The following is a 22,415-nucleotide window of genomic DNA, read 5'->3' as shown; positions in this document are numbered from 1 at the left end:
GGGAGTCCAAGGACGAGCACGGCTCCGACAAGAGCTGGGACTCCAAGGACGAGGACAAGTACGGCTCCGACAAGGGCCGGGAGTCCAAGGACGAGGACGAGTACGGCTCCGACAAGGGCTGGGAGTCCAAGGACGAGCACGGCTCCGACAAGGGCCGGGACTCCAAGGACGAGCACGGCTCGGACGAGGACAGCTGGGAGAAGGAGCGCGAGTTCGTCTACTACGGCGACGCCAAGGTCGACAAGGACGCCAAGCCGGGTCGCTACGAGCTCAAGGGCTCGTGCGGCGAGGGCGAGCTGGTCGTGCTGCCGCACGGCGGTGTCGACGGTGGTGACGGTGGCGCCAGCACCGGTGCCGACCGCGGCCTGGCCACCGGCGGGGCGGGCCTGCTCGGCGCTGCCGCGCTCGGCGGGATCGTGCTGATGCGTCGTCGGCGGACCGATGGTTCGCTCGTCTGACGTGACGACGACACGGGCCGGCGGCCGTCACGGGAGACCGTGGCGTGCCGCCGGCGCGGCCGTCGTCGTCACCATGGCCATGATCGGAGCCGGCATGATCGGCTTCGCCCTGAAGACCACGCCCCCGGCCCGACCGCCGCAGCCGCTGGCCCAGGCCGGTCCCGAGGTGAGCGGGCCGACCGACACCGCCACCGCCGTCCCGCCTGTGGACGGGCAGCCGGTCGGCCAGGGGGACGTGCCGACCGGCTTGGCACGCTCCGCCCCGACAAGCATCGAGATCCCCCGGATCGGCGTCGACGCGACGGTCCTGTCACTCGGCACCAACCCGGACGGCACCGTCCAGGTGCCCCCGTTGGAGCAGGCCGACCAGGCTGGGTGGTACGAGCCGGGCGCGAGCCCCGGCGAGACGGGTAACGCGGTGATCGTCGGGCACGTGGACTCGGCGAAGCTCGGCCCAGCCGTCTTCTTCGACCTCGGCTCCCTCGTGCCCGGTGACACGATCACGGTGCGGCGGGCGGACGGCCAGCCGGCCACGTTCCAGGTCGAGTCGGTGAAGTCGTACCCGAAGACAGCCTTTCCCACCGAGTTGGTGTACGGGCCCAGCGACCGGCCCGGTCTGCGGGTGGTCACCTGCGGTGGTCAGTTCGACGAGGCCGCCAAGAGCTACCCGGACAACATCGTCGCCTTCGCCACCCTGGTGGTCTGACCGCCGGCGAAACGAAACGGTCCGGCCGGTCGGGGGTGACCCGACCGGCCGGACCGCGTCCGGCGTGACTGACTCAGGCGGCCGCGGAGGTCCGCACCAGGGTGCGGATCTGGCGCAGCAGCACCGACAGGGCGGCGAGATCCGCCCGCGACTCGTCGAACTCCCCCATCGCCCGGCGGGCGCGGTGGATCGATGTCGCGTTCGACTGCTCCCACTGCTGCACCCGCTCGTGCGGCGGCAGGTTCTCCGGGGTGGAGTCGAACACCTCCGCGGTGAGCGCGGCCAGCGCGGCGTACAGGTCGTAGCGCAACGCCATCCGGGCCAACGTCTGCCAGCGGTCCTCGCGAGGCAGCAGGGAGATCTTCGACAGCAGCGAGTCCACCCGGAACAGGTCGGACAGCACGAAGTAGACCGAGGCCACCTCGCTGACGTCCCGACCGCTGGCGTTCGCCGTCTCCACCACGTCCATCAGACCGAAGCTGTACATCAGCCGGGTCGCGCGTTCCGCCAGCTCGCGGGGCAGCCCACGCTCGGTCATCGAGTCCATGTGCGCGGCGATGCCCTGCCGCTCGTTGCCGTAGAACAGCTCTTCCAGCCCCGGCAGCAGCCGGGTGACGCCGTCGCGCAGCCGGGCGATCTCGGCCGGCACGTCGATCGGCGAGCGCCGGTTGGACACCAGCCACCGCACGGCCCGGTCGAGCAGCCGACGGGTGTCCAGGTAGACACTTGTCTGCAACTCCGGTGCGACCTTGTTGTCCAGCGCCTCGACCGCGTCCCACAGGTCGCGCAGGCCGAACACCTCGCTGACCACCACGTACGCCCGGATCACGTCCGCCGCGCTGGCCGCCGTCTCCTCGACCACCCGGAAGATGAACGAGATGCCGCCCCGGTTGATCGCCTCGTTGACGAGCACCGTGGTGACGATGTCCCGGCGCAGCCGGTGCCTGCCCATCCGGTCGGCGAACCGCTCACGCATCGGCGTCGGGAAGTAGTTGACCAGGACCTCGGTCGTCCACTCCTCGTCCGCCAGACCCTCGGTGAGGATCTCCCGTTCCAGGACGATCTTCACGTACGCGAGCAACACCGCGAACTCCGGCGCGGTCAGCCCGGACTCGCTGCGGACCGCCAACTCCTCGTCCGGCGGCAGTGCTTCCAGCGCCCGGTCCAACGCTCCGGACCGCTCCAGCTCGTTGATCATCCGGCGGTGCACCGGAAGCAGCGAGGCGGCCTGCGCCTGGGCGTTGTTGATCGCCCGAGCCTGGTCGTAGTTGTCCCGCAGCACCAGCTCCGCGACCTCGTCGGTCATCCCGGCCAGCAGCTCGTCGCGCTCGGCCGTGGTCAACTCGCCGTCGGCCACCGCCGTGTTCAGCAGGATCTTGATGTTCACCTCGTGGTCGGAGGTGTCCACGCCGGCCGCGTTGTCGATGAAGTCGGAGAAGATCCGACCGCCGGTCAACGCGTACTCGATCCGGCCGAGCTGGGTCCAGCCCAGGTTGCCGCCCTCGCCCGCGACCCGGCACCGCAGGCTGCGCCCGTCCACCCGGATCGCGTCGTTGGACTTGTCGCCCACCTCGGCGTTCGTCTGCGTGGACGCCTTGACGTAGGTGCCGATGCCGCCGTTCCAGAACAGGTCCACCGGAGCGGTGACGATCGCCTTCATCAGCTCCTGCGGCGACAGCTGCGTGACGTCGCCGTCCAGGCCGATCGCCGCCCGGACCTGCGGCGTGATCGGGATGGACTTCGCGGTACGCGGGAAGATGCCGCCCCCTGCCGAGATCAGCTCCGGGTTGTAGTCCTCCCACGAGGACCGGGGCAGGTCGAACAACCGCCGCCGCTCGGTGTACGAGGTGGCCGCGTCCGGCTCCGGGTCCAGGAAGATGTGCCGGTGGTCGAAGGCGGCCACCAGCCGAATGTGCTCGGACAGCAGCATCCCGTTGCCGAACACGTCGCCGGACATGTCACCGACGCCGACCACCGTGAAGTCCTGGGTCTGGGTGTCCAGGCCCAACTCGCGGAAGTGCCGCTTCACCGACTCCCAGGCGCCCCGGGCGGTGATGCCCATCCTCTTGTGGTCGTAGCCGGCCGAGCCGCCGGAGGCGAACGCGTCGCCCAGCCAGAAGTTGTGCGCCGTGGAGATCTCGTTGGCGATGTCGGAGAACGTCGCGGTGCCCTTGTCCGCCGCGACCACCAGGTACGGGTCGTCGCCGTCGTGCCGCACCACGTCCTCGGGCGGCACGATCTGCCCGCTGACGATGTTGTCGGTGACGTCGAGCATCGCGCCGACGAACTCCTGGTAGCAGGCGACCGCCTCGTCCCGGTCACCCGGCTTCTGCTTCAGCACGAAGCCGCCCTTGGCACCGACCGGCACGATCACGGTGTTCTTCACCATCTGCGCCTTGACCAGGCCCAGCACCTCGGTCCGGAAGTCCTCCCGACGGTCGGACCAGCGCAACCCACCCCGGGCCACCGGCCCGAACCGCAGGTGCACGCCCTCGAACCGCGGCGAGTAGACGAAGATCTCGAACTTCGGGCGCGGCGCCGGCAGGTCCGGGATGGCCTGCGGGTCGAGCTTGAACGCCACGTACGCCTTCGGCCGCCCGTCGGAACGCTTCTGGTAGAAGCTGGTCCGCAGGGTCGCCTCGATCAGCGTCAGGTACGAGCGCAGGATCCGGTCCTGGTCGAGGCTGGCCACGTCGTCCAGCCCGGCCCGGATCATCTCCACCAGCTCGCCGCTGCGCTGCTGCCGCTGCTCGGTGGTCTGCCCACCCGGCGCGAACCGGGTCTCGAAGAGATCCACGAGCAACGCGGCGAGCTTCGGGTACGCGATGAACGTCTGCTCCATGTAGTCCTGGGAGAAGACCGTGCCGGCCTGCCGCAGGTACTTCGCGTACGCCCGCAGCACCACCACCTGCCGCCAGGTGAGGCCGCCGCGCAGCACCAGCTCGTTGAACCGGTCCACCTCGGCCTCACCGCGCCAGGCCGCCGCGAAGGCGTTCTCCACGTGCGGGCGTACCTCGGCCAGCTCGTGGTGCCCCTCGGGCAGCATCAGGCCGAAGTCGTACAGGTAGACCCGCCCGTCGATCCGGTCCACCTCGTACGGGTGCTCGTCGACCACGCGCACACCGAGGGAGTGCAGCACCGGCAGCACCGCGGAGAGCATCATCGGTTCGCCGTACCGGTAGACCTTGAACCGGACGTCCATCGCCTCGGCCAGGTCCGCGCCGGGCACCCGGGTGCCGGGGCGGGGTGCGAGCTGCTTGCGGAACAGGTGCATCTCCAGCTGGCCGGGCTCCTCCAGCAGCTCCAGCTTCGCCAGGTCCTTCATCGCCTCGTACGGCGTGTGCCCGTCCTTGTAGCCCTCCGGGAACGCGTCGGCGTACCTGGTGAACAGGTGCTTGGCCTGCTCGTCGCCGAGCTTGCGCTCCAGCACCAGCCGGTAGTCGTCGTCCCAGAGTCGGGTCGCGTCGGCCAGCTCCTCGGCCAACAGGTCGGCGTCGATCTCGCCGGGCGGCCGGGTCGGGTCGGTACGCACGATGAAGTGCACCCGGGCCAGCATCGACTCGGTGACGCGCGTGGTGTAGTCCACCCCGACACCGTTCAGCTCCCGCAGCAGGATGTCCTGCATGCGCAGCCGGTTCTGCGTGGTGAACCGGTCCCGGGGCAGGTAGATCAGGCAGGAGATGAACCGCCCGTACGCGTCCCGGCGCAGGAAGACCCGCAGCTGCCGACGACCGGCCATCCGCAGCACGCCGATCACCGCGTGGTAGAGGTCGTCGGTCTTGATCTGGAACAGCTCGTCGCGGGGGTAGGTCTCCAGGATCTGGATCAGATCCTTACCCGAGTGACTGCGTCGACTCAGGCCGGACCGGTCCAGCACCTCGGCCACCTTGCGGCGCACCACCGGCAGCTCCCGGACGCTGGTCCGGTACGCGGCGGTGGAGAACAGGCCGAGGAAGCGCCGCTCGCCGATCACCTCGCCGGCCTCGTTGAAGATCTTGAAGCCGATGTAGTCCAGGTACGCCGAGCGGTGCACGGTGGCCCGCGAGTTGGCCTTGGTGATGATCAGCAGGCGCTTCTCCAGCACCTTCTCGTGCGCCTCGGGCGTCATCGACGCCAGCGGCCGGGCCTCCGGCGCGTCGGAGCGCAGGATGCCCAGACCGGTGCCGAGCACCGCCTCCAACGCCTTGCCGTCGACCTCGTCGCCGGCATCGCCGCTCGCGGCGTCCACCAACCGGTACTCGCGGTAGCCGAGGAATGTGAAGTGGTCGTGGGCCAGCCACCGCAGCAGCTCCACCGAGTCGGTGATGTCCTTCTCCGGCACCGGTGGCCGGTTCTCGGCGGTGCGCGCGGAGGCCAGTTCGTCGGCGAGCGCGAGGGAACGCTGACGCATCTTGGGCCAGTCCTCCACCGCCTCCCGCACGTCGGTGAGCACCCGCTGCAACTCGCGGCGCAGCCGCTCCCGCTCGGCCGCGTCCCGGACCGGGTCGATCTCGATCCGCATCCAGCTCTCGATGATGTCGCCGGCGATCGCGTCGTCCGGCTCCACGTCCGCGGAGACCTCGGTGAGGCGGCCCAACGGCTCACGCCGGACCACCACCAGTGGGTGCACCAGCAGGTGCACGTCCAGGTGGTACGAGTTGAGCAGCGCGGTCACCGAGTCGACGAGGAACGGCATGTCGTCGGTGACGATCTCGACGACCGTGTGGTGCTGGTCGGCGTGCGGCTCGTGGATCCGCAGCTTCAACTCGCCTGGCACCCGCTGTTGGGCGAGGTCCCGGTGCGCCCGGGCCGCGTCGAGCATTTCCTCCGCCGTGAAGCCGACCAGCTCCTCGTCCGGTGCGAACCGCCAGAAACGGCCGACGAGTGTCGCCGCGTCGTGGTCGTCCCCCGCGAGCGCGACAGCCTGGGCCACCAGGCGCTCCGCGTTGGGAACGGGTTCGTCGAGCTCGGCGTCCTCCACGTCGTCGGCCAATGCCTCGGTCGGCAGGCCCAGATCGTAGATGGTGTCGATGCTCGACCCGGTCAGCCCGGTGACTCCCGTGTCGAGCCGGCCGTAGCCGTCCCCGTCGGTAGCCGAATCGAAGCTGTCGTCGTCCCGGCCGGAGTCATCCTGCCGGAGGTCGGGTTCCGGTTTGATCGCCGGACGCCGGTCCATCGGTGCCACTCCCCTCGACCCACCGCGTTGTGGGTCACTCTGCCGCTCAGCCTAGGCCCTGCCGTTGTGCGCCTTCGTCGGCGGACCACTGGCCAGACGTCCGGATCGGGACTTTGTCCTTTCACCCGTTGCGGGTCCGAGGTTGGCCGGCTGCGGGATACCCCGCCACGCGATGTTCATCACACCGGTCCGGCCCGTCTTTGAGCGCGCCCACCGCCGTGGGGGACGTTGGGGACGGCGTCGGCGTACTACCGTGCGAAGGCGCTCCGAGATCGGAAGGACCAGCTTCATGCCTTCGTCGTACCCCCGGCCCCACCGGCCGAACCCCGTCCGCCGCGTGGTCGCCGCCCTCACCGCGGCGGTGCTCATGGCGGGCGTTCTGGCTGGCTGCTCGGATGACGACGGGCCGGACAGCACAATCGCCGCCTTCCTCGCCGGTTGGCGCAGCGGCGATCTCGGGGCGGTCGGTCTGATCGACCCGACCGGCAACAAGCTGGCCTCGGCCGAGGTGAGCCGCGCGATCAAGGAGCTCTCCGGCGAGCTGGCGGCTACCCCGCCCACGCTGACGCGGCGCGGTGAGCCGAAGGTCCAGGCGGACATCGCCACCACAACCGTCCAGGTGGAGTGGAACCTGCCCGGTCAGACCCGCTGGACGTACGACCGGGAGGTGCGCCTCTCCCGCGCCGGCGACCAGTGGCAGGTGATCTGGGATCCGAAGGTGGTGCACGAGGGGCTCACCGAGGGTGACCGGTTGGCGTTGCGCCGCGACGCCAGCACCCGGGCCGGCGTGCTGGACGCCGCCGGGCAACCGATCGTGACCCCCCGGCCGGTGGTGCGGGTCGGCGTGCAGCCCGACGGGGTCACCGACATCAAGAAGCTCGTCAAGGATCTCGACGCGGCGTTCAAGGCGATCCGCCCAGCCCTGGTCCCGGCGGTCGACCTGACCGACCTGCCCGAGCGCGTGGCCAAGGCCGACCCGGGAGCCTTCGTCGAGGTGGTGTCGCTCCGCGAGGAGGCGTACCGACAGATCAAGCCCCGGATCTACGACCTGCCCGGCACCAAGTTCACCAATGACAAGATCGACCTGGCGCCGACCCGGGAGTTCGCCCGGGCACTGCTCGGCACCGTCGACGCGGCGCAGGCCGACGACCTCGCCGCGCACCCGGACCGGTACGTCGTCGGCGACCTGGTCGGTCACGGTGGGCTGCAGGGCCGCTACGACGAACGACTGCGCGGCGGCCCCGGGCTGACCGTGGTGGTCGAGCGTCCCGCCGAGGGCGGCAAACTGGAACCCACCGGCACCGAGCTGTTCCGCCGGGAGCCGCAGCCCGGCCAGGCGCTGAAGACCACGCTGGACGTCGCCGTCCAGAACGCGGCCGACGGGGCCCTGCGCGCCGAGCCACGGCGGTCGGCGCTGGTGGCGCTGCGGATCAGTGACGGCGCGGTGCTCGGCGCGGCGAACGGCCCCGGCCCGGCCGGGGAAAACCTGGCCTTCGACGCCCAGGTGCCGCCCGGCTCCACGTTCAAGATGGTCAGCACGCTGGGCTTCCTGGACCGCGGCGCGGTCACGCTGGACGGGCCGGTGGCCTGCCCGAAGACCTTCACCGTGGACGGTCGGTCCTTCAAGAACTCCGACAACTTCGAGCTCGGTTCGGTGCCGTTCCGCACCGACTTCGCCAAGTCCTGCAACACGGCGTTCGCCTCGCTGGCGCCGAAGCTCGGCGGTGACGGGCTGGCCGCCGCGGGCCGCTCGTTGGGCCTGGAAGGTCAATGGGACCTCGGCACGGACGCCTTCGCCGGCAAGGTGTCCACGGGCGGCAGCCCGGCCGAGCAGGCGGCGGCATCGTTCGGGCAGGGCACCACGCTGGTCAGCCCGCTGGCCATGGCCGGTGCCACCGCGGCGGTCGCCCGAGGCCGCTTCGAGCAGCCGAAACTGCTCCTCGACCCGGCGCCGGCCAAGCCGGCCCCGCCGGGCGAGCAACTCAAGCCGGAATCGGTCGCGGCACTGCGGGCGATGATGCGCGAGGTGGTCACCACCGGCACCGGCAGCGCGCTGAAGGACGTGCCGGGCGAGGTCTACGGCAAGACCGGCACCGCCGAGTACGACGACAACCCCGCACACACCCACGCCTGGTTCGTCGGCTGGCGGGGCGACGTGGCGTTCGCCGTCTTCGTGGAGAAGGGTGGCGCCAGCACGGCGTCGGCCGTCCCGATCGCCGAGCGTTTCCTCCGCGCCCTCCCGACCTCCTGACACCTCCGCCGCTCAGGCGCGCCCGCACTGATCAGCGCGCCCAGCGCGGAGTTGCGCGCGCCCAGCGCGGAGTTGCGCGCGCCCAGCGCGGAGTTGCGCGCGCCCAGCGCGGAGTTGCGCGCCAACCACCCACGCGGCGACTCCACGGGCGGGCGCTCGGCGACGACGAGCTGCCCGCCCACCCGGCCGACAAGCCCGCCCACGCGCACCACCCACGGCCCACGCGGCGACCCCGTCCGCCGTCAGGCGTTGATCCACTCGGTATCGCTGAAACCGCGGTATCCGAGCCGCTCTGACGCCGCGACATCATGGAAATCGAGTCGATCATGGCCCGGCGGGGCGGCGGGTGGGTCAGGCGGTGTCGGCTTTGCGGTGATCGGGGGTGTTTTCGGCCGGCGAGGAGGGCCGGCGGAGCAGGCCTGGGCCGGCCGATGCGGGCGGGCCGACCGGCTCCCGCCCGGCCGTAACCGGAGTGCGGGCCGCACCCTCGGCAGAGTCACCGCCGAATCGGCCGACGGCAGCCACCGCACCATCGGAGCGGTCGACGTCGGCCCGATCGTCGGCGACGGCGCCCGCGTCGGAGGATCCCGCCGCGGCGAGCGGCGTGGCCTCGACGGCCGAGTCCCACGCGGGGGCATCGGCGAAGGACGCCGCGCCGCCGATCACGCCGTCCAACCCACCCACCCGCTCCACACGATCTGACCCACCCACCCGGTCGGCACGGTCCGCCCCACCCACCCGCTCCGCACGGTCCAACCCACCAACCCGCTCGGTGGTGGTCGGGGTCCGGCCGTCACCACGCCGGGGGCCGGGGGTCGGCCGGGACGACAGCAGTCGGGGCGGCACCGCTTCCGGGGCGGTGACCGGGGCCAGGCCGGCGACGACGGTGTTGACGATCTCGGCCGCGTACGAGCCGTCGGGGTCGTAGTCGGGGTCGAAGACGGTCAGCTCCACGCCGAGGCAGTGCGGGGTGTCGACCAGGCCGGCGAGCAGGATCTCCAGCTCGGCGAAGGCGATTCCACCGGGGTCGGGGGCGTCGACGGCGGGCATCACCGCGGGGTCGAGCACGTCCACGTCGATGTGCACCCAGTAGCCCGCGCAGTCGGCGAGTTGCTCGTGCGCCCACTGGGCTGTCCGGGCGGCGCCTTCGGCGCGCAGTGCCGGCACCGGCCGGGTGGTGATCCCGGCGGCCTGCAGGTCGAGCCGGTACTCGTCCTGGGCCCGGATGCCGAGCACCACCACGTCGATGTCGCGGAAGTAGGGTCGGCGACCCTCGATCGCGGCCAGGTCGGCCTGGCCGCGCCCGGTGACGAGGGCCAGGTCCTCCCCGGCGGCTGCCCCGACGTAGGAGGCGTTGCCGGGGTGTCGGAAGTCGGAGTGCCCGTCGACGAAGACCAGCCCGATCCGCCCACCGACGGCCTCGCCGAGGCGGTGCATGGCCAGCGCCGAGCCGAGCAGCACGGAGCAGTCACCGCCCAGCACCACCGGGAACTCGCCCCGGTCGATGATCGAACCGATCCGTTCGGCGAGGGCCAGCGAGTAGTCGGCGATCTCCCGGGCGTGACACACCCCGTCGCCGGGCCGCCAGTCGCCCGGGTCGTAGCGGGCCGGGGTGACGCAGCCGGCGTCGCGGGCGCGGAGCCGGGCCAGCAGTTCGTGGTCGCGCAGTGCGCCGGGCGCCTTGGCGCAACCGGGGACCGACGTGGTCGTCGGCGGCCGCAGACCGAGATTTGTCGGCGCGTCGAGGACGGCGATCCGGCGCATCATGAGCTCCCGTCCTCGTTGGTCGGGCGGGCCGGCCGGAACGCCGGCCCGCGCTGGCGTGCTACGAACTCAGAACAGGGCGCTGGCCAGTGCCCGGCGGGCCGAGGCGACGGCCGGATCGTCCGGGCCGGCGATGGAGAAGAGCGAGACCAGGTGCTGGCGGGCGGTTTCCCGGTCTTCTCCGGCGGTGCGCCGGACCAGACCGACGAGCCGGGCGTACGCCTGCTCGGCCAGGCCGCTGAGCACCTCGATGTCGGCGGCCAGCAGCTGCGCGGCCACGTCGTCGGGAGCGCTCTCGGCGGCGGCCAGCGCGGTGGCCGGGTCCGCGCCGGCGACCCGACGGGCCACCCCGACCTGGGCCAGCCCGGCGGTGGCCGCGGCGTCCGCCGGGGCATCGGCCAGAATCTTGCGGTACGCCTGCTCGGCGGCGTCCAGATCGCCACTCATCAGCGCGTCGTCGGCCTCGTCGAGGCGGGGGTCCTCCGGCTCGGCGACGGCCACACCGCCGGCCTTGAGCACGGCCTGGATCCACTGCCGCAGCTGGGCCTCGGGCACCACCCCGGAGAAGGCGTCGACCGGCTGACCGCCGACGACCGCGTAGACCATCGGGATGCCCTGGACGCGGAACATCTGGGCGATTCGCGGATTTTCCTGCACGTCGACCCGTGCCAGCACCCAGGTGCCGCCGCCCTCGGCGTTCAACTGCTCCAGGACCGGGGCGAACTCGTCGCTCTCCGGGAAACCGGCCGCGCCGAAGAACACGACGACCGGCATGGCCATCGACCGTTCGAGCACCTCGGACTGGATTGTCGCTTCGGTGACGTCGACGATGGCGGTGCTCCCGCCGGCGGTGGGCGCGCCGGGGGTGCCGTTGGACGGGCCGCCCTGCGGGGGCGTGCCGGGGCGGGTACTTGCTGGTGCGGGGCCACGCAGCGTGCTGAGGTCGACCGCGCCGCGGGTGAAGATCGACGAGGTGATCCGTGGGTCGCTCATGGTTACCTAGTCTCGCACGTGAGCCGCCGATCGCAGGTCACCCGCAACCCCGACGTTGCGACTCTCACGCCCCGCCCCCACCCCCCGCGATCTTGCACTTTCTGTCGCCGATACGCCACATTCATCCCTTATGGAACAGCACAAATCGCAAGATCGACGGGATGGGGGTGGGGGTGAGGGTGGGGGGGTTAGAAGCGGGCTGGTTCGCGGTGGGTGCCCCATTCGGCGCGGAGGGCGTCGCAGATCTCGCCGAGGGTCGCCTCGGCGCGGACGGCGTCGAGCATCGCGGGGATCATGTTCTCGTCGGTGCGGCTGGCGTCGACCATCCGGGCCACCGCCGCGCGGACCGCCGACTCGTCCCTCGCGCCCTTGCGCTCGGCCAGCACCCGGCGCTGCTCCAGCTCCACCTCGTGCGAGATGCGCAGGATCTCCAGCTCCTTGGCGACGGTACCGGTGTGGCAGTTGACCCCGACGATCTTCTTGTCGCCCTTCTCCAGACCCTGCTGGTAGACGAAGGCCGACTCGGCGATGTGCCCGGTGAACCAGCCGTCCTCGATGCCGCGCAGGATGCCCGAGGTCATCGGGCCGATCTGGTGCGGTCCCTCCCCGCCGAGCTGCCGGATCCGGGCGAAGATCTCCTCCGCCTCGGCCTCGATCTTGTCGGTCAGCGCCTCGACGTACCAGGAGCCGCCGAGCGGGTCGGCCACGTTCACCACGCCGATCTCCTCCATCAGCACCTGCTGGGTACGCAGGGCGATCTCGGCCGACTCGTCGGTGGGCAGCGCCAGGGTCTCGTCGAGCGCGTTCGTGTGCAGCGAGTTCGTTCCGCCGAGCACCGCCGCGAGCGCCTCGACGGCGGTGCGTACGACGTTGTTGACCGGCTGCTGCGCGGTCAGCGACACCCCGGCGGTCTGCGTGTGGAACCGCAGCCAGAGGGCCTTCTCGCTGGTCGCGCCGTAGACGTCGCGCAGCCACCGGGCCCAGATCCGGCGGGCGGCGCGGAACTTGGCGATCTCCTCGAAGAAGTCGAGGTGCGAGTCGAAGAAGAAGCTCAGCCCCGGTGCGAACACGTTCACGTCCAGGCCGCGCGAGAGGCCCAGCTCGACGTACCCGAAACCGTCGGCCAGGGTGTACGCCAACTCCTGCGCGGCGGTCGAGCCGGCCTCGCGGATGTGGTAGCCGGAGACCGACAGCGGCTTGTAGCGCGGGATCTCGGCGGCGCAGTATTCCATCAGGTCGCCGATCAGGCGCAGGTGCGGCTCCGGGTCGAAGAGCCACTCCTTCTGCGCGATGTACTCCTTGAAGATGTCGGTCTGCAGCGTGCCGTCCAGTGTGGACAGGTCGGTGCCCTGCCGCTCGGCGGCGACCAGGTACATGCAGAACACCGGCACGGCCGGGCCGGAGATCGTCATCGAGGTGGTGACGTCGGCCAGGTCGATGCCGTCGAAGAGCGCCTGCATGTCGGTGGCGGTGTCGATGGCGACGCCGCAGTGGCCGACCTCGCCGAGCGCCTGCGGGTCGTCCGAGTCGCGGCCCATCAGCGTCGGCATGTCGAACGCGACCGAGAGGCCACCACCGCCGGCGCCGAGGATCATCTTGTAGCGCTCGTTCGTCTGCTGGGCGTTGCCGAAGCCGGCGAACTGCCGGATCGTCCAGGTCCGCCCGCGGTAGCCGGTCGGATACAGACCCCGGGTGTACGGGTACTCGCCCGGCCAGCCGATCCGCTCGAAACCCGGGTACGCGCTGCCCTCGGGCGGCCCGTAGACCGGCTCGACAGGCATCCCGGAGAGCGTGGTGAAGTCAGCGTCGCGCTTGCGGGCGGCGTCGTACCGGGCCTGCCAACGCGCCCGTCCGGCGTCGATCTCGTCGGCGTCCATGAGCAGGGCTCCTCCTCGGGTCCTCGACTGCACGTCGAGTGTAGGGCCCCCACCTGAACGATCGCTAAGTCCCGTCGTACCGGCCGGTAACGTGCCCGGACCGCCGGCGCGCTAGGCGGTCGGCGCGCCCATCGCCACGTCGTCGACCCGGATGTTGACCTCGTCGACCCGCAGCCCGTACGCCTCGACCGCCTCGGTCACCCGAGCGCGCACCTGACCGGTGATCTCCGGCACCGGCTGACCGGCGTGGATCACCAACACCAGGTTGACCACCGCGGCGTCCCCGCTCACGTGGGCCGAGCAACCGCGCCGGGCATCGCCCACCTGGTCCAGCCCGACCCGGTCCAGCACGGAGTTGAAGAAGCGGGCCACGTCCCCGCCCAACTCGGCCACCCCGGGCACCGCGCGGGCGGCCGCGACGGCGATCTTCTCGATCACCTCGTCGGAGACCCGCGTCGTTCCGCCGGCCCCCGCCGACGCCGTGGTCATCTCCTGCGTCGCCTCGTGGTCCATAGCCACTCCCCTGCTCCTCGCGCCGCCGCGCCGGCACACCGCCCGGCCCCCACCGCCGTGGGGCGCTGCGAGCCTACAAGGACGGCCTGCCGCCAGGGTGTCCCCGGTGGACGGTCAACGGGCCAGTTGGGCGAGCAGCTCGTCCGCCGCCGCGTACGGGTCGATCGCGCCCTCGGCCACCCTGGCGGCGAGCGTGCTCAGCTCCGTACCGTCGCGCAGTGAGCCGATCCGGGCGCGGAGGGCGCCGAGCGCGATCGCCTCGACCTCGGCGGCGGCCCGCGCCTCCTGGCGGCGGCGCAGCTCGCCGTGCTCGACGAGCCAACCCCGGTGCTTGTCGATCGCCGCCGCGATCTCGTCGATGCCCTCGCCACGCGCGGCGACCGAGCGGACCACCTGCGGTCTCCACTGCCCCGGGCCGCGCTCACCGAGGGCGATCATGCCCTGGATGTCGCGGACGGTGGCGTCGACGCCGTCCCGGTCGGCCTTGTTGACCACGAACACGTCGGCGATCTCCAGGATGCCGGCCTTGACCGCCTGGATCGCGTCACCCATGCCGGGAGCGAGCAGCACCAGCGTGGTGTCGGCAAGCGAGGCCACCTCCACCTCGGCCTGCCCGACTCCGACGGTCTCCACCAGCACCACGTCACAACCGGCGCCCTCCAGCACCCGGACCGCCTGCGGCGTCGCCGCGGCCAACCCGCCGAGGTGACCCCGGCTGGACATGGACCGGATGTAGACGCCCGGGTCGGTGGCGTGGTCCTGCATCCGCACCCGGTCGCCGAGGATCGCTCCACCGGTGAACGGGCTGGACGGGTCGACGGCCAGCACGCCGACCCGATGCCCCTGCGCCCGCAGCGCCCGGACCAGCTCGTTCGTGGTGGTCGACTTGCCCACCCCGGGCGAACCGGTCAGACCGACGACCTGGGCCTGCCCGGCGTACGGCGCCAACGCGGCGGCGATGGCCGGAAGCAGCGCGTCGCCGTTCTCCACGAGGGTGATCAGCCGGGCCACCGCGCGGGGGTCACCCGCGCGGGCCCGCTCGACGAGCATCGGTACGTCCCGAGTGCGGCGCACCGACGTGGCGCCCGCGGACGGGACGTGCTCCGCCGCGTCGCTCACCGCGCCATCTCTGTTCGCGACCGCGCGGCTCGCAGGACCGGCTCGCTCCTCGCGCTCACTGGTCCGCCGCGACCGTGTTCGGCACGTGGATGATCAGCGCGTCGCCCTGGCCACCGCCACCGCAGAGCGCCGCCGCGCCGGTGCCGCCACCGCGCCGCCGCAGCTCCAGGGCGAGGGTGAGGACGAGACGCGCGCCGGACATGCCGATGGGGTGCCCCAGCGCGATGGCGCCGCCGTTGACGTTGACCCTGTCCGGGCTGATGCCGAGGTCCCGCGTGGACTGCACGCCGACCTGCGCGAACGCCTCGTTGATCTCGATGAGGTCCAGGTCGGCGACGCTCAGCCCACCCTTCTTCAGCGCGTGGTTGATCGCATTGGACGGCTGCGAGTGCAGGGAGTTGTCCGGGCCCGCGACGTTGCCGTGCGCGCCGATCTCGGCCAGCCAGGTCAGCCCCAGCTCGGTGGCCTTGGCCTTGCTCATCACCAGCACGGCGGCGGCGCCGTCGGAGATCGGCGACGAACTGCCGGCGGTGATGGTGCCGTCCTTGGCGAAGGCGGGGCGCAGCTTGGCCAGCGACTGGACCGTGGTGTCCGGGCGGATGCCCTCGTCCTCGCTGATCACCAGCGGGTCACCCTTGCGCTGCGGGATCACCACCGGGGCGATCTCGTCGGCGAAGTGGCCGTTCTTCTGCGCGGCGGCGGCCCGCTGGTGGCTGGCGGCGGCGAAGGCGTCCTGCTCCTCGCGGGTGATGCCGTGCCGGGCGCCGAGGCGCTCGGTCGACTCACCCATCGAGCAGCAGTCCCAGGCGTCGCTGAGCCCGTCGTGCGCCATGTGGTCCTTGACCACCACGTCGCCGTACTTGTAGCCGGTGCGCTGACCCATCAGCAGGTGCGGGGCGTTCGTCATCGACTCCATGCCGCCGGCCACCACGATGTCGAACTCGCCGGCGCGGATCAGCTGGTCGGCCAGGGCGATCGCGTCCAGGCCGGAGAGGCAGACCTTGTTGATGGTCAGCGCCGGCACGGACATCGGCACGCCGGCCTCGACCGCCGCCTGCCGCGCCGGGATCTGACCGGCGCCGGCCTGCAGGACCTGCCCCATGATCACGTACTGGACCTGGTCGGGGCTGACCCCGGCCCGCTCCAGCGCGGCCTTGATGGCGATCCCGCCGAGCTTCGTGGCCGGGAGGTCCTTGAGGTTGCCCAGCAGCCGCCCCATGGGGGTCCGCGCGCCGCTGACGATCACCGAAGCCATGCCTGCCTCCGAGGGGGTGCCGTGCTGTACGCCTTAACGATTGTTCGGCCAGACTAGCGCCATGACTGAGAACTCCTCCGCCGAGCCCGGTGCCGACTCCGTCACAGACATCGGGCTTCGCAAGATTGACCACGTCGGGATCGCGGTGGCCGACCTGGACGCCGCGATCGACTTCTACCAGCGGACGTTCGGGATGCGCTGTGTGCACGTCGAGACCAACACCGAGCAGGGCGTGCGGGAAGCGATGCTGACCGTCGGACCGACCGCCGAGGGTGGCTGCGTGCAACTGCTCGCCCCGCTCACCCCGGAGTCGACGATCGCCAAGTTCCTGGACCGCAACGGGCCGGGTGTGCAGCAGGTCGCGTACACGGTGGTGGACATCGACGCGGCCTGCGCGGCGTTGCGCGCGCGGGGGATGCGGCTGCTCTTCGACGCGCCGCGGCGCGGCACCGCGGACAGCCGGATCAACTTCGTCCACCCGAAGGACGCCGGCGGCGTCCTCGTCGAACTCGTCCAGCCCGCCCCCACCCCCCACTGACCCCCGCACCGCACCGCGCCACGCCCGCACCGCACCACGCCCGCGCCCCCGCCACCGCCACGCCCCCGCTGCCGCCCCCGCGTCGGCAGGCTCCGCGCAGCTTCGGGGATGGTGCTGCCTCCGCCGTACGTGCGGCAGCACCATCCCCGAAGTTGTCGCCTCCGCGCGGCCCGTGCGCCCTCCGAAGCCGATGTGCGCGCACGTCAGTGCGCGGTTGGCGGGGTGGCCGGACACCTTCACGCATCGGCGGATGCAGTTTTTCACAAGGACTTCCCGCCCTAGCTACCGTTCAGTAACGTCCGGCCCCACCGGAGCGCGACCGGGGTCGGATGTGTCGAATGCCGACATGGCGGTCGTGCCCCACCGGCGCCGACGATGGCAGCACCCGGGCCCGCGCGGGTGCGGACGAACCGGAGGTCACCGTGCAGGACATCCTCGAAGCGATCATGGCGGCGGAGGAATCGAACGATCCGGACCGCGAACTCGCCGGCGTCGCCGGGCTGCCGGTACCGGAGAGTTACCGAGGCGTGGTGGTCCGCGCCGAGGAGGCCCGGATGTTCGACGGCATGGCCACCCGGGACAAGGACCCGCGCAAGGCGTTGCACGTCCAGGAGGTGCCGACGCCGGAGCTGGCGCCGGGCGAGGCGTTGGTCGCGGTCATGGCCAGCACGATCAACTACAACACGGTGTGGACAAGCATCTTCGAGCCGCTGCCCACCTTCACGTTCCTCCAGCGCTACGGCCGGGTCTCCGACCTGACCCGCCGGCACGACCTGCCGTACCACGTCGTCGGCTCGGACGCGGCCGGCGTGGTGCTGCGCACCGGTCCCGGGGTGACCCGGTGGGCACCCGGCGACGAGGTGGTCGCGCACTGCCTCTCCGTCGAGCTGGAGGACTCCGCCGGGCACGACGACACCATGTTGGACCCGCAGCAGCGGATCTGGGGCTTCGAGACCAACTTCGGTGGGCTGGCCGAGCTGGCGGTGGTCAAGGCCAACCAGCTGATGCCCAAGCCACGGCACCTGAGCTGGGAGGAGGCGGCCAGCCCCGGGCTGGTCAACTCCACCGCGTACCGGCAACTCGTCTCACACCACGGAGCCAACATGAAGCAGGGCGACGTGGTGCTGATCTGGGGCGCCTCCGGGGGCCTCGGCGGGTACGCCACCCAGATGGCGCTCAACGGCGGCGCGATCCCGGTCTGCGTCGTCTCCTCGCCGGAGAAGGCCGAGCTGTGCCGCCGGATGGGCGCGGAACTGGTCATCGACCGGGCGGCGGAGGGTTTCCGCTTCTGGAAGGACGAGGAGACCCAGGACCCGGACGAGTGGAAGCGCCTCGGCGAGCGGATCCGCGAGCTGACCGCCGGCGAGGACCCGGACATCGTCTTCGAGCACCCGGGTCGGGAGACGTTCGGCGCCAGCGTCTACGTGGCCCGGCGCGGGGGGACCATCGTCACCTGCGCGTCCACGAGCGGCTTCCAGCACCAGTACGACAACCGCTACCTCTGGATGCACCTCAAGCGGATCGTCGGCAGCCACTTCGCCAACTACCACGAGGCGTGGCAGGCCAACCGCCTGGTGGCGCTGGGCAAGGTGCACCCGACGGTGTCCCGCACCTACTCCCTGGAGCAGACCGGTCAGGCCGCGTACGAGGTGCACCGCAACGCCCACCAGGGCAAGGTCGGCGTACGGTGCCTCGCGCCCACGGACGGTCTCGGCGTACGCGACGGGGAGCTACGGGCCCGGCACGAGGACGCGATCAACCGGTTCCGGGGGCACTGACCGGCAGCGGGGGCGCCGACCGGCCGGTCGGATGAACGCTCAGTAGCCAATACGGTGATCGGACATTGTTCTTCCGCTCCCATTAGCGAGATACCCACCCGGATCGAACAAAGGGCCTCGGGGTAACCCCGGGGCCCTTTTCCGCGTCACGCTGCGTGGCGTCCGACCCGCCCGGGACCTGCCAAGATCGCCGATTGGTCCCGCTGCGGCGACGGTGGGAGTTGACCATGTAAAGAGGCCACGAAAGCTGCGCACCGCTCTTGCGAAGCACCCTGGGGCGTCTGCCAGTATGTCCCAATGCCCCAGCAGCAGTCCTCCCCTCTCGCGTTCTTCGATAACGCGAACTCGCAGCCAGACTTCACCGTCGGCCTGCGCGGTTACAACACCCACCAGGTCGATGACTTCCTCGGCCGGATGACCGCCGCGCTGACCCAGTCCGAGCAGGCCCGTGCCGAGGCCGAGCAGCGGATGAACGACGCCCAGCGTCGACTCCGCCAAGCCGAACAGCGCATGGGTGCGCTGGAGCAGAAGCTCACCGACACGAACAAGCAGCTCGAAGAGAACAGCCGGCCCACCCTCTCCGGCCTCGGCACCCGCGTCGAGCAGATCCTCCGGCTCGCCGAGGAGCAGGCCAACGACCACCGCAACGAGGCCAAGCGCGAGTCGGAGGGCATCCTCTCCGCCGCCCGCCTCGAGGCCCGCGAGATCACCGACAAGGCGCGTGCCGAGGCCGCGGCCATGAAGGCCAGCGCGGAGCGCGAGGCGGGCAACCTGCGCACCGCCGCCGAGCGCGAGGCCGCCGAGGTCCGGGTGCAGGCCCGCCGTGAGGCCGACACGCTGCGCGCGGACGCCGACCGCGAGACCAAGCAGCTGCGTACCGTGACGGCGCACGAGGTCGCCGAGCTGAAGTCGACGGTCGAGCGGGAGGTCGCCACCCTGCGGGCCACCGCCGAGCGGGAGATCACCCAGCAGCGGGCGAAGGCCGCCCGCGAGGCTGAGGAGAAGCGCGCCGAGGCGACCAAGCTGCTGACCGACGCACGGGACAAGCGCGACAAGGACCTCCAGGCTCTGGAGCTCCAGCTGGCCGAGCGGCGGGAGAAGTCCGAGCGCGAGGAGTCCGAGCGGCACGCCGCCCAGGTCTCGCAGACCCAGAAGATGGTGAGCGAGGCCGAGCAGCGTGCTCGGGCCGCGCAGGAGCGGGCGAAGGAGATCGAGCAGCGGGCCGAGGCTCGCCGGGTCGAGTCCGAGCGCAACGCCGCCGAGACGGTCGACAAGGCCAAGGCGCACTCCGAGAAGACGCTCAACGAGGCCAAGGCCGAGTCGCAGCGCCTGCTCTCCGAGGCCCGCACCGAGGCGGAGCTGACCACGCAGGCCGCCCGCCGCGAGGTCGAGGACCTCACCCGGCAGAAGGACGCGGTCACGTCGCAGCTGGGCCAGATGCTCTCCGGTCTCGCCGGCATCGTTCCGGGGATGCCAGCGGCCGCTCCGGCGGCCAAGCCGGAGGCCAAGAAGACCGACGGCGGTCAGGAGCGGGTGCCGGCGGAGACCGCCGGCTGACGCGAGGCGTCAGGTCGGGGCATCGACGGCGCGAGGTGACACTGGGTAACCGGTGCAACCTCGCGCCGTATGCGTTTCCCAGCCGGTGGTATCCCTCGCGCGCCGCGGAGTGAAGTAGCTCGCACAAGGCGCGTCCGTATCGCCCCAGCAGGCCCTGTTGCGTGTGAGGATGGGGGCATGTCGCACGGCGAGGAACTGTTCGCTCTCGGCGGGGACGTGACGACGGAGCCCAGCTTCGAGTCCGCTCTGCGGGGGTACGAGAAGAAACAGGTTGATCGGTATGTCGCGCGTGCCGAGCACGAGATCGCGACCCTCGCCTCCGAACGGGAACAGGCGTATACACAGATCCACAAGCTCGCCGGCCAGGTCGAGGTGCTCCAGCGTGACCTGACCCAGGTGCGCAAGCAGATGAACGTGGTCGACCGGGCCTCGTTACGCCACCTCGGCCCCCTTGTCGACTCCATCGTGACGCAGGCCGAAGAGCTGGCCGAGAAGACCGTGGCCGACGCGAACGTGGAGATCGAGGCGCGCCGCGCCGCGGCCGAGCACATCATCGAGGAGGCCCGCGAGCAGGCGGCTCGGGCACTCAAGGATTTCGAGATCGCCCTCGCCGCGCGCCGCTCGGAGGAGGAGCGGCACAGCGCCGCCCGACGGGCCGAGGCCGAGGCCACGCTGCGGGCCGCCAAGGACGAGTCGGCGCAGCTGCGCAAGGCGGCGCAGGACACGCTGGCGAAGGCCCAGCAGGAGGCCACCCAGCTGCGGGACACCGCCAAGGAGATCCACGCCCGGGCCCAGCAGGAGGCGACAAAGCTGCGGGAGACGGCCCAGGAGACATTGGCCAACGCCCGGCAGGAGGCCAGCGACCTACGCGACGCCGCCAAGGAGGTGCACGCCAAGGCCCTCCAGGAGGCCAAGCGGCTCACCGACACCGCGACCGAGGCCGGCCGGGCCAGTCACGCCAAGGCGCAGCAGGAGGCGAAGCAGATCATCGACGACGCGTCGATGGCCGGGCGGGCCACCCGCGCCAAGGCGCAGCAGGAGGCGGAGCGGCTGACCACGCAGGCCGCCGAGGCGGCCAAGCGCAGCCGCGCCGAGACCGAGGCGTACGTGCAGCGGATGCGCGCCGAGACCGAGGCATACGTGCAGCACACCCGGGCGCAGACCCAGCAGGAGCTGGGCGCGTGGCGGGCCGGTGTGGAGCAGGAGGTCAACTCGCGTCGCGAGGCGGCCGACCGGGAGTTGGCGCAGCGTCGGTCCACCGCCGAGCAGGAGTTCGCCAAGCACCGCGACGAGCTGGACAAGCAGCACGAGTCCCGCCAGCAGGAGCTGGAAACCGGGTTCGCCAGCCGTCAGCAGGAGTTGGAGACCAGCTTCACCACCCGCCGCGACGAGTTGGAAACCGAGTACACGGGGCGCAAGAACGAGCTGGAGACCGAATACTCCACCCGCAAGAACGAGATCGAGCAGGGCGCGGCCGGGGTTCGCCAGGCCGCCGAGCAGGACGCGGCGGCGCTCCGCCAGCGGTCCGAGGCCGAGGCCGCCGAGCTGCTGAGCCGGGCCGAGACCGAGGCCGGCGACAAGCGCCGCAAGGCCGACGAGCACGTCGCGGCGTCGCGTCGGCAGTTCGAGGAGTACGCGGCCACCACCCAGCAGCACCTGGCCACCACCCAGCAGCACCTGGCGGCCACGCAGCAGGAGTCGGCGGCGGGCCGGCAGCAGCTCGCCCAGGTGATGCTGGAGATCGCCCAGGCCCAGCAGCAGCTCGCCGACCTGCGGCAGGAAACCTGGAAGGCGCGGCAGGAGTCGGACGAGCTGCAGCGACAGATGGCCGAGGTGCGGTTGCAGAGCGTCGCGGGTCCGATCGACGGCCCGACCACCGGCGATGGGGTGCGCACGAGCGCGACCGACGACGGCGCGACCGTCTCCGACACGGCGACCGTCGGCGCGGGCACGTCGCCCGAGTCGGGCACGGCGACCGTCGGCGCGGGCACGTCCCCCGAGTCCGGTGCGTCCACCGGCCTCAAGACCGGGCCCACCGACACCCGGCAGCCGGTGAATGCCGGGGCCGAGGGCACCGGGCAGTCCACGACCCGGCCGGTGGCGGAGCCGATGACCACCGTCGACGGAGGCGCGGCCAGCGCCGGGGTGGACGGGGAGCCGACCGTGGCCGCCGTTCCGGGCGTGGGCGGCCGAGACGCCAAGCCGACCAAGATCACCAGCACCGGTGAGAACGGCAAGCGGCCCAGCAAGCCGACCACCGACGAGCGCAGCGCCAAGCCCAGCAAGGTCACCATCGAGAAGGACTGACGGGTACGCCGCCAGAGCTGACGGCACCAGCGTCGAGATCTTGGACAGTTTCCGTTACGCGGGCGGGTATTCAGTCCCATGACATCTGTCAGTGTTGAAGTCCCGATACATGTGTCACTCGGTAGGGATCTTGGGCGTGCTGGT

The 22,415-nt window shown here is 71.5% G+C and carries 12 protein-coding genes and 2 pseudogenes; 7 read left to right on the top strand and 7 right to left on the bottom strand.

Translation table 11 applies throughout. The features are described 5' to 3' along the window. Window positions 1-458: pseudogene (locus ACPXBU_RS34525) on the top strand (hypothetical protein); the annotation flags it as partial. A 1-nt stretch (window position 459) separates the two neighbouring features. Continuing rightward, a complete protein-coding gene (locus tag ACPXBU_RS34520) occupies window positions 460-1,164 on the top strand; it encodes a class F sortase (RefSeq protein WP_425761364.1) in 705 nt (234 codons plus the stop codon). A gap of 73 nt (window positions 1,165-1,237) precedes the next feature. Here ACPXBU_RS34520 and ACPXBU_RS34515 read toward each other — a convergent pair whose 3' ends face one another. Beyond that, the gene (locus ACPXBU_RS34515; RefSeq protein ID WP_393373988.1) at window positions 1,238-6,319 is read right to left on the bottom strand and encodes an NAD-glutamate dehydrogenase; all 5,082 of its coding nucleotides are present in this window, start codon (window positions 6,317-6,319) and stop codon (window positions 1,238-1,240) included. Between the two features lie 289 nt (window positions 6,320-6,608). Between ACPXBU_RS34515 and ACPXBU_RS34510 the strand changes: the two genes are divergently transcribed. Further along, the gene (locus ACPXBU_RS34510; protein WP_425761363.1) at window positions 6,609-8,570 is read left to right on the top strand and encodes a penicillin-binding transpeptidase domain-containing protein; all 1,962 of its coding nucleotides are present in this window, start codon (window positions 6,609-6,611) and stop codon (window positions 8,568-8,570) included. A gap of 738 nt (window positions 8,571-9,308) precedes the next feature. Here the strand turns inward: ACPXBU_RS34510 and ACPXBU_RS34505 are convergent. From ACPXBU_RS34505 to ACPXBU_RS34480, 6 genes and pseudogenes are all read right to left on the bottom strand, one after another. Beyond that, window positions 9,309-10,337, bottom strand: a pseudogene (locus tag ACPXBU_RS34505) (arginase family protein); the annotation flags it as partial. Between the two features lie 66 nt (window positions 10,338-10,403). Then, on the bottom strand, window positions 10,404-11,327 hold the full coding sequence (locus ACPXBU_RS34500; protein ID WP_425761362.1) for a tetratricopeptide repeat protein: 924 nt from the start codon (window positions 11,325-11,327) through the stop codon (window positions 10,404-10,406). Window positions 11,328-11,515: 188 nt separating this feature from the next. After that, on the bottom strand, window positions 11,516-13,204 hold the full coding sequence (locus ACPXBU_RS34495; RefSeq protein WP_425761361.1) for an acyl-CoA mutase large subunit family protein: 1,689 nt from the start codon (window positions 13,202-13,204) through the stop codon (window positions 11,516-11,518). Window positions 13,205-13,315: 111 nt separating this feature from the next. Next, complete coding sequence (locus ACPXBU_RS34490; protein WP_393373999.1) at window positions 13,316-13,717, bottom strand: Asp23/Gls24 family envelope stress response protein; 402 nt, start codon at window positions 13,715-13,717, stop codon at window positions 13,316-13,318. 114 nt (window positions 13,718-13,831) lie between these two features. Then, a complete protein-coding gene (gene meaB, locus ACPXBU_RS34485) occupies window positions 13,832-14,767 on the bottom strand; it encodes a methylmalonyl Co-A mutase-associated GTPase MeaB (protein WP_425761369.1) in 936 nt (311 codons plus the stop codon). A 124-nt stretch (window positions 14,768-14,891) separates the two neighbouring features. Beyond that, window positions 14,892-16,091, bottom strand: coding sequence for an acetyl-CoA C-acetyltransferase (locus ACPXBU_RS34480; protein ID WP_393374001.1), 1,200 nt, complete (start codon window positions 16,089-16,091; stop codon window positions 14,892-14,894). 61 nt (window positions 16,092-16,152) lie between these two features. On the opposite strand from ACPXBU_RS34480, the gene mce reads away from it, so the two are divergent. From mce to ACPXBU_RS34460, 4 genes are all read left to right on the top strand, one after another. Continuing rightward, window positions 16,153-16,629, top strand: coding sequence for a methylmalonyl-CoA epimerase (gene mce, locus ACPXBU_RS34475; RefSeq protein WP_393374003.1), 477 nt, complete (start codon window positions 16,153-16,155; stop codon window positions 16,627-16,629). Window positions 16,630-17,051: 422 nt separating this feature from the next. Further along, window positions 17,052-18,407 (top strand): crotonyl-CoA carboxylase/reductase, encoded by a 1,356-nt coding sequence (gene ccrA, locus ACPXBU_RS34470; RefSeq protein ID WP_425761368.1) that lies wholly within the window; start codon window positions 17,052-17,054, stop codon window positions 18,405-18,407. 297 nt (window positions 18,408-18,704) lie between these two features. Next, complete coding sequence (locus ACPXBU_RS34465; protein ID WP_393374005.1) at window positions 18,705-19,964, top strand: DivIVA domain-containing protein; 1,260 nt, start codon at window positions 18,705-18,707, stop codon at window positions 19,962-19,964. 177 nt (window positions 19,965-20,141) lie between these two features. Beyond that, a complete protein-coding gene (locus ACPXBU_RS34460) occupies window positions 20,142-22,271 on the top strand; it encodes a hypothetical protein (RefSeq protein WP_425761360.1) in 2,130 nt (709 codons plus the stop codon). Window positions 22,272-22,415: the final 144 nt, after the last annotated feature.

Origin of the sequence: Micromonospora sp. DT231, from assembly GCF_049847025.1 — a bacterium.
Classification (GTDB): domain Bacteria; phylum Actinomycetota; class Actinomycetes; order Mycobacteriales; family Micromonosporaceae; genus Micromonospora.
This window is presented reverse-complemented; position numbering and strand designations above follow the sequence as displayed.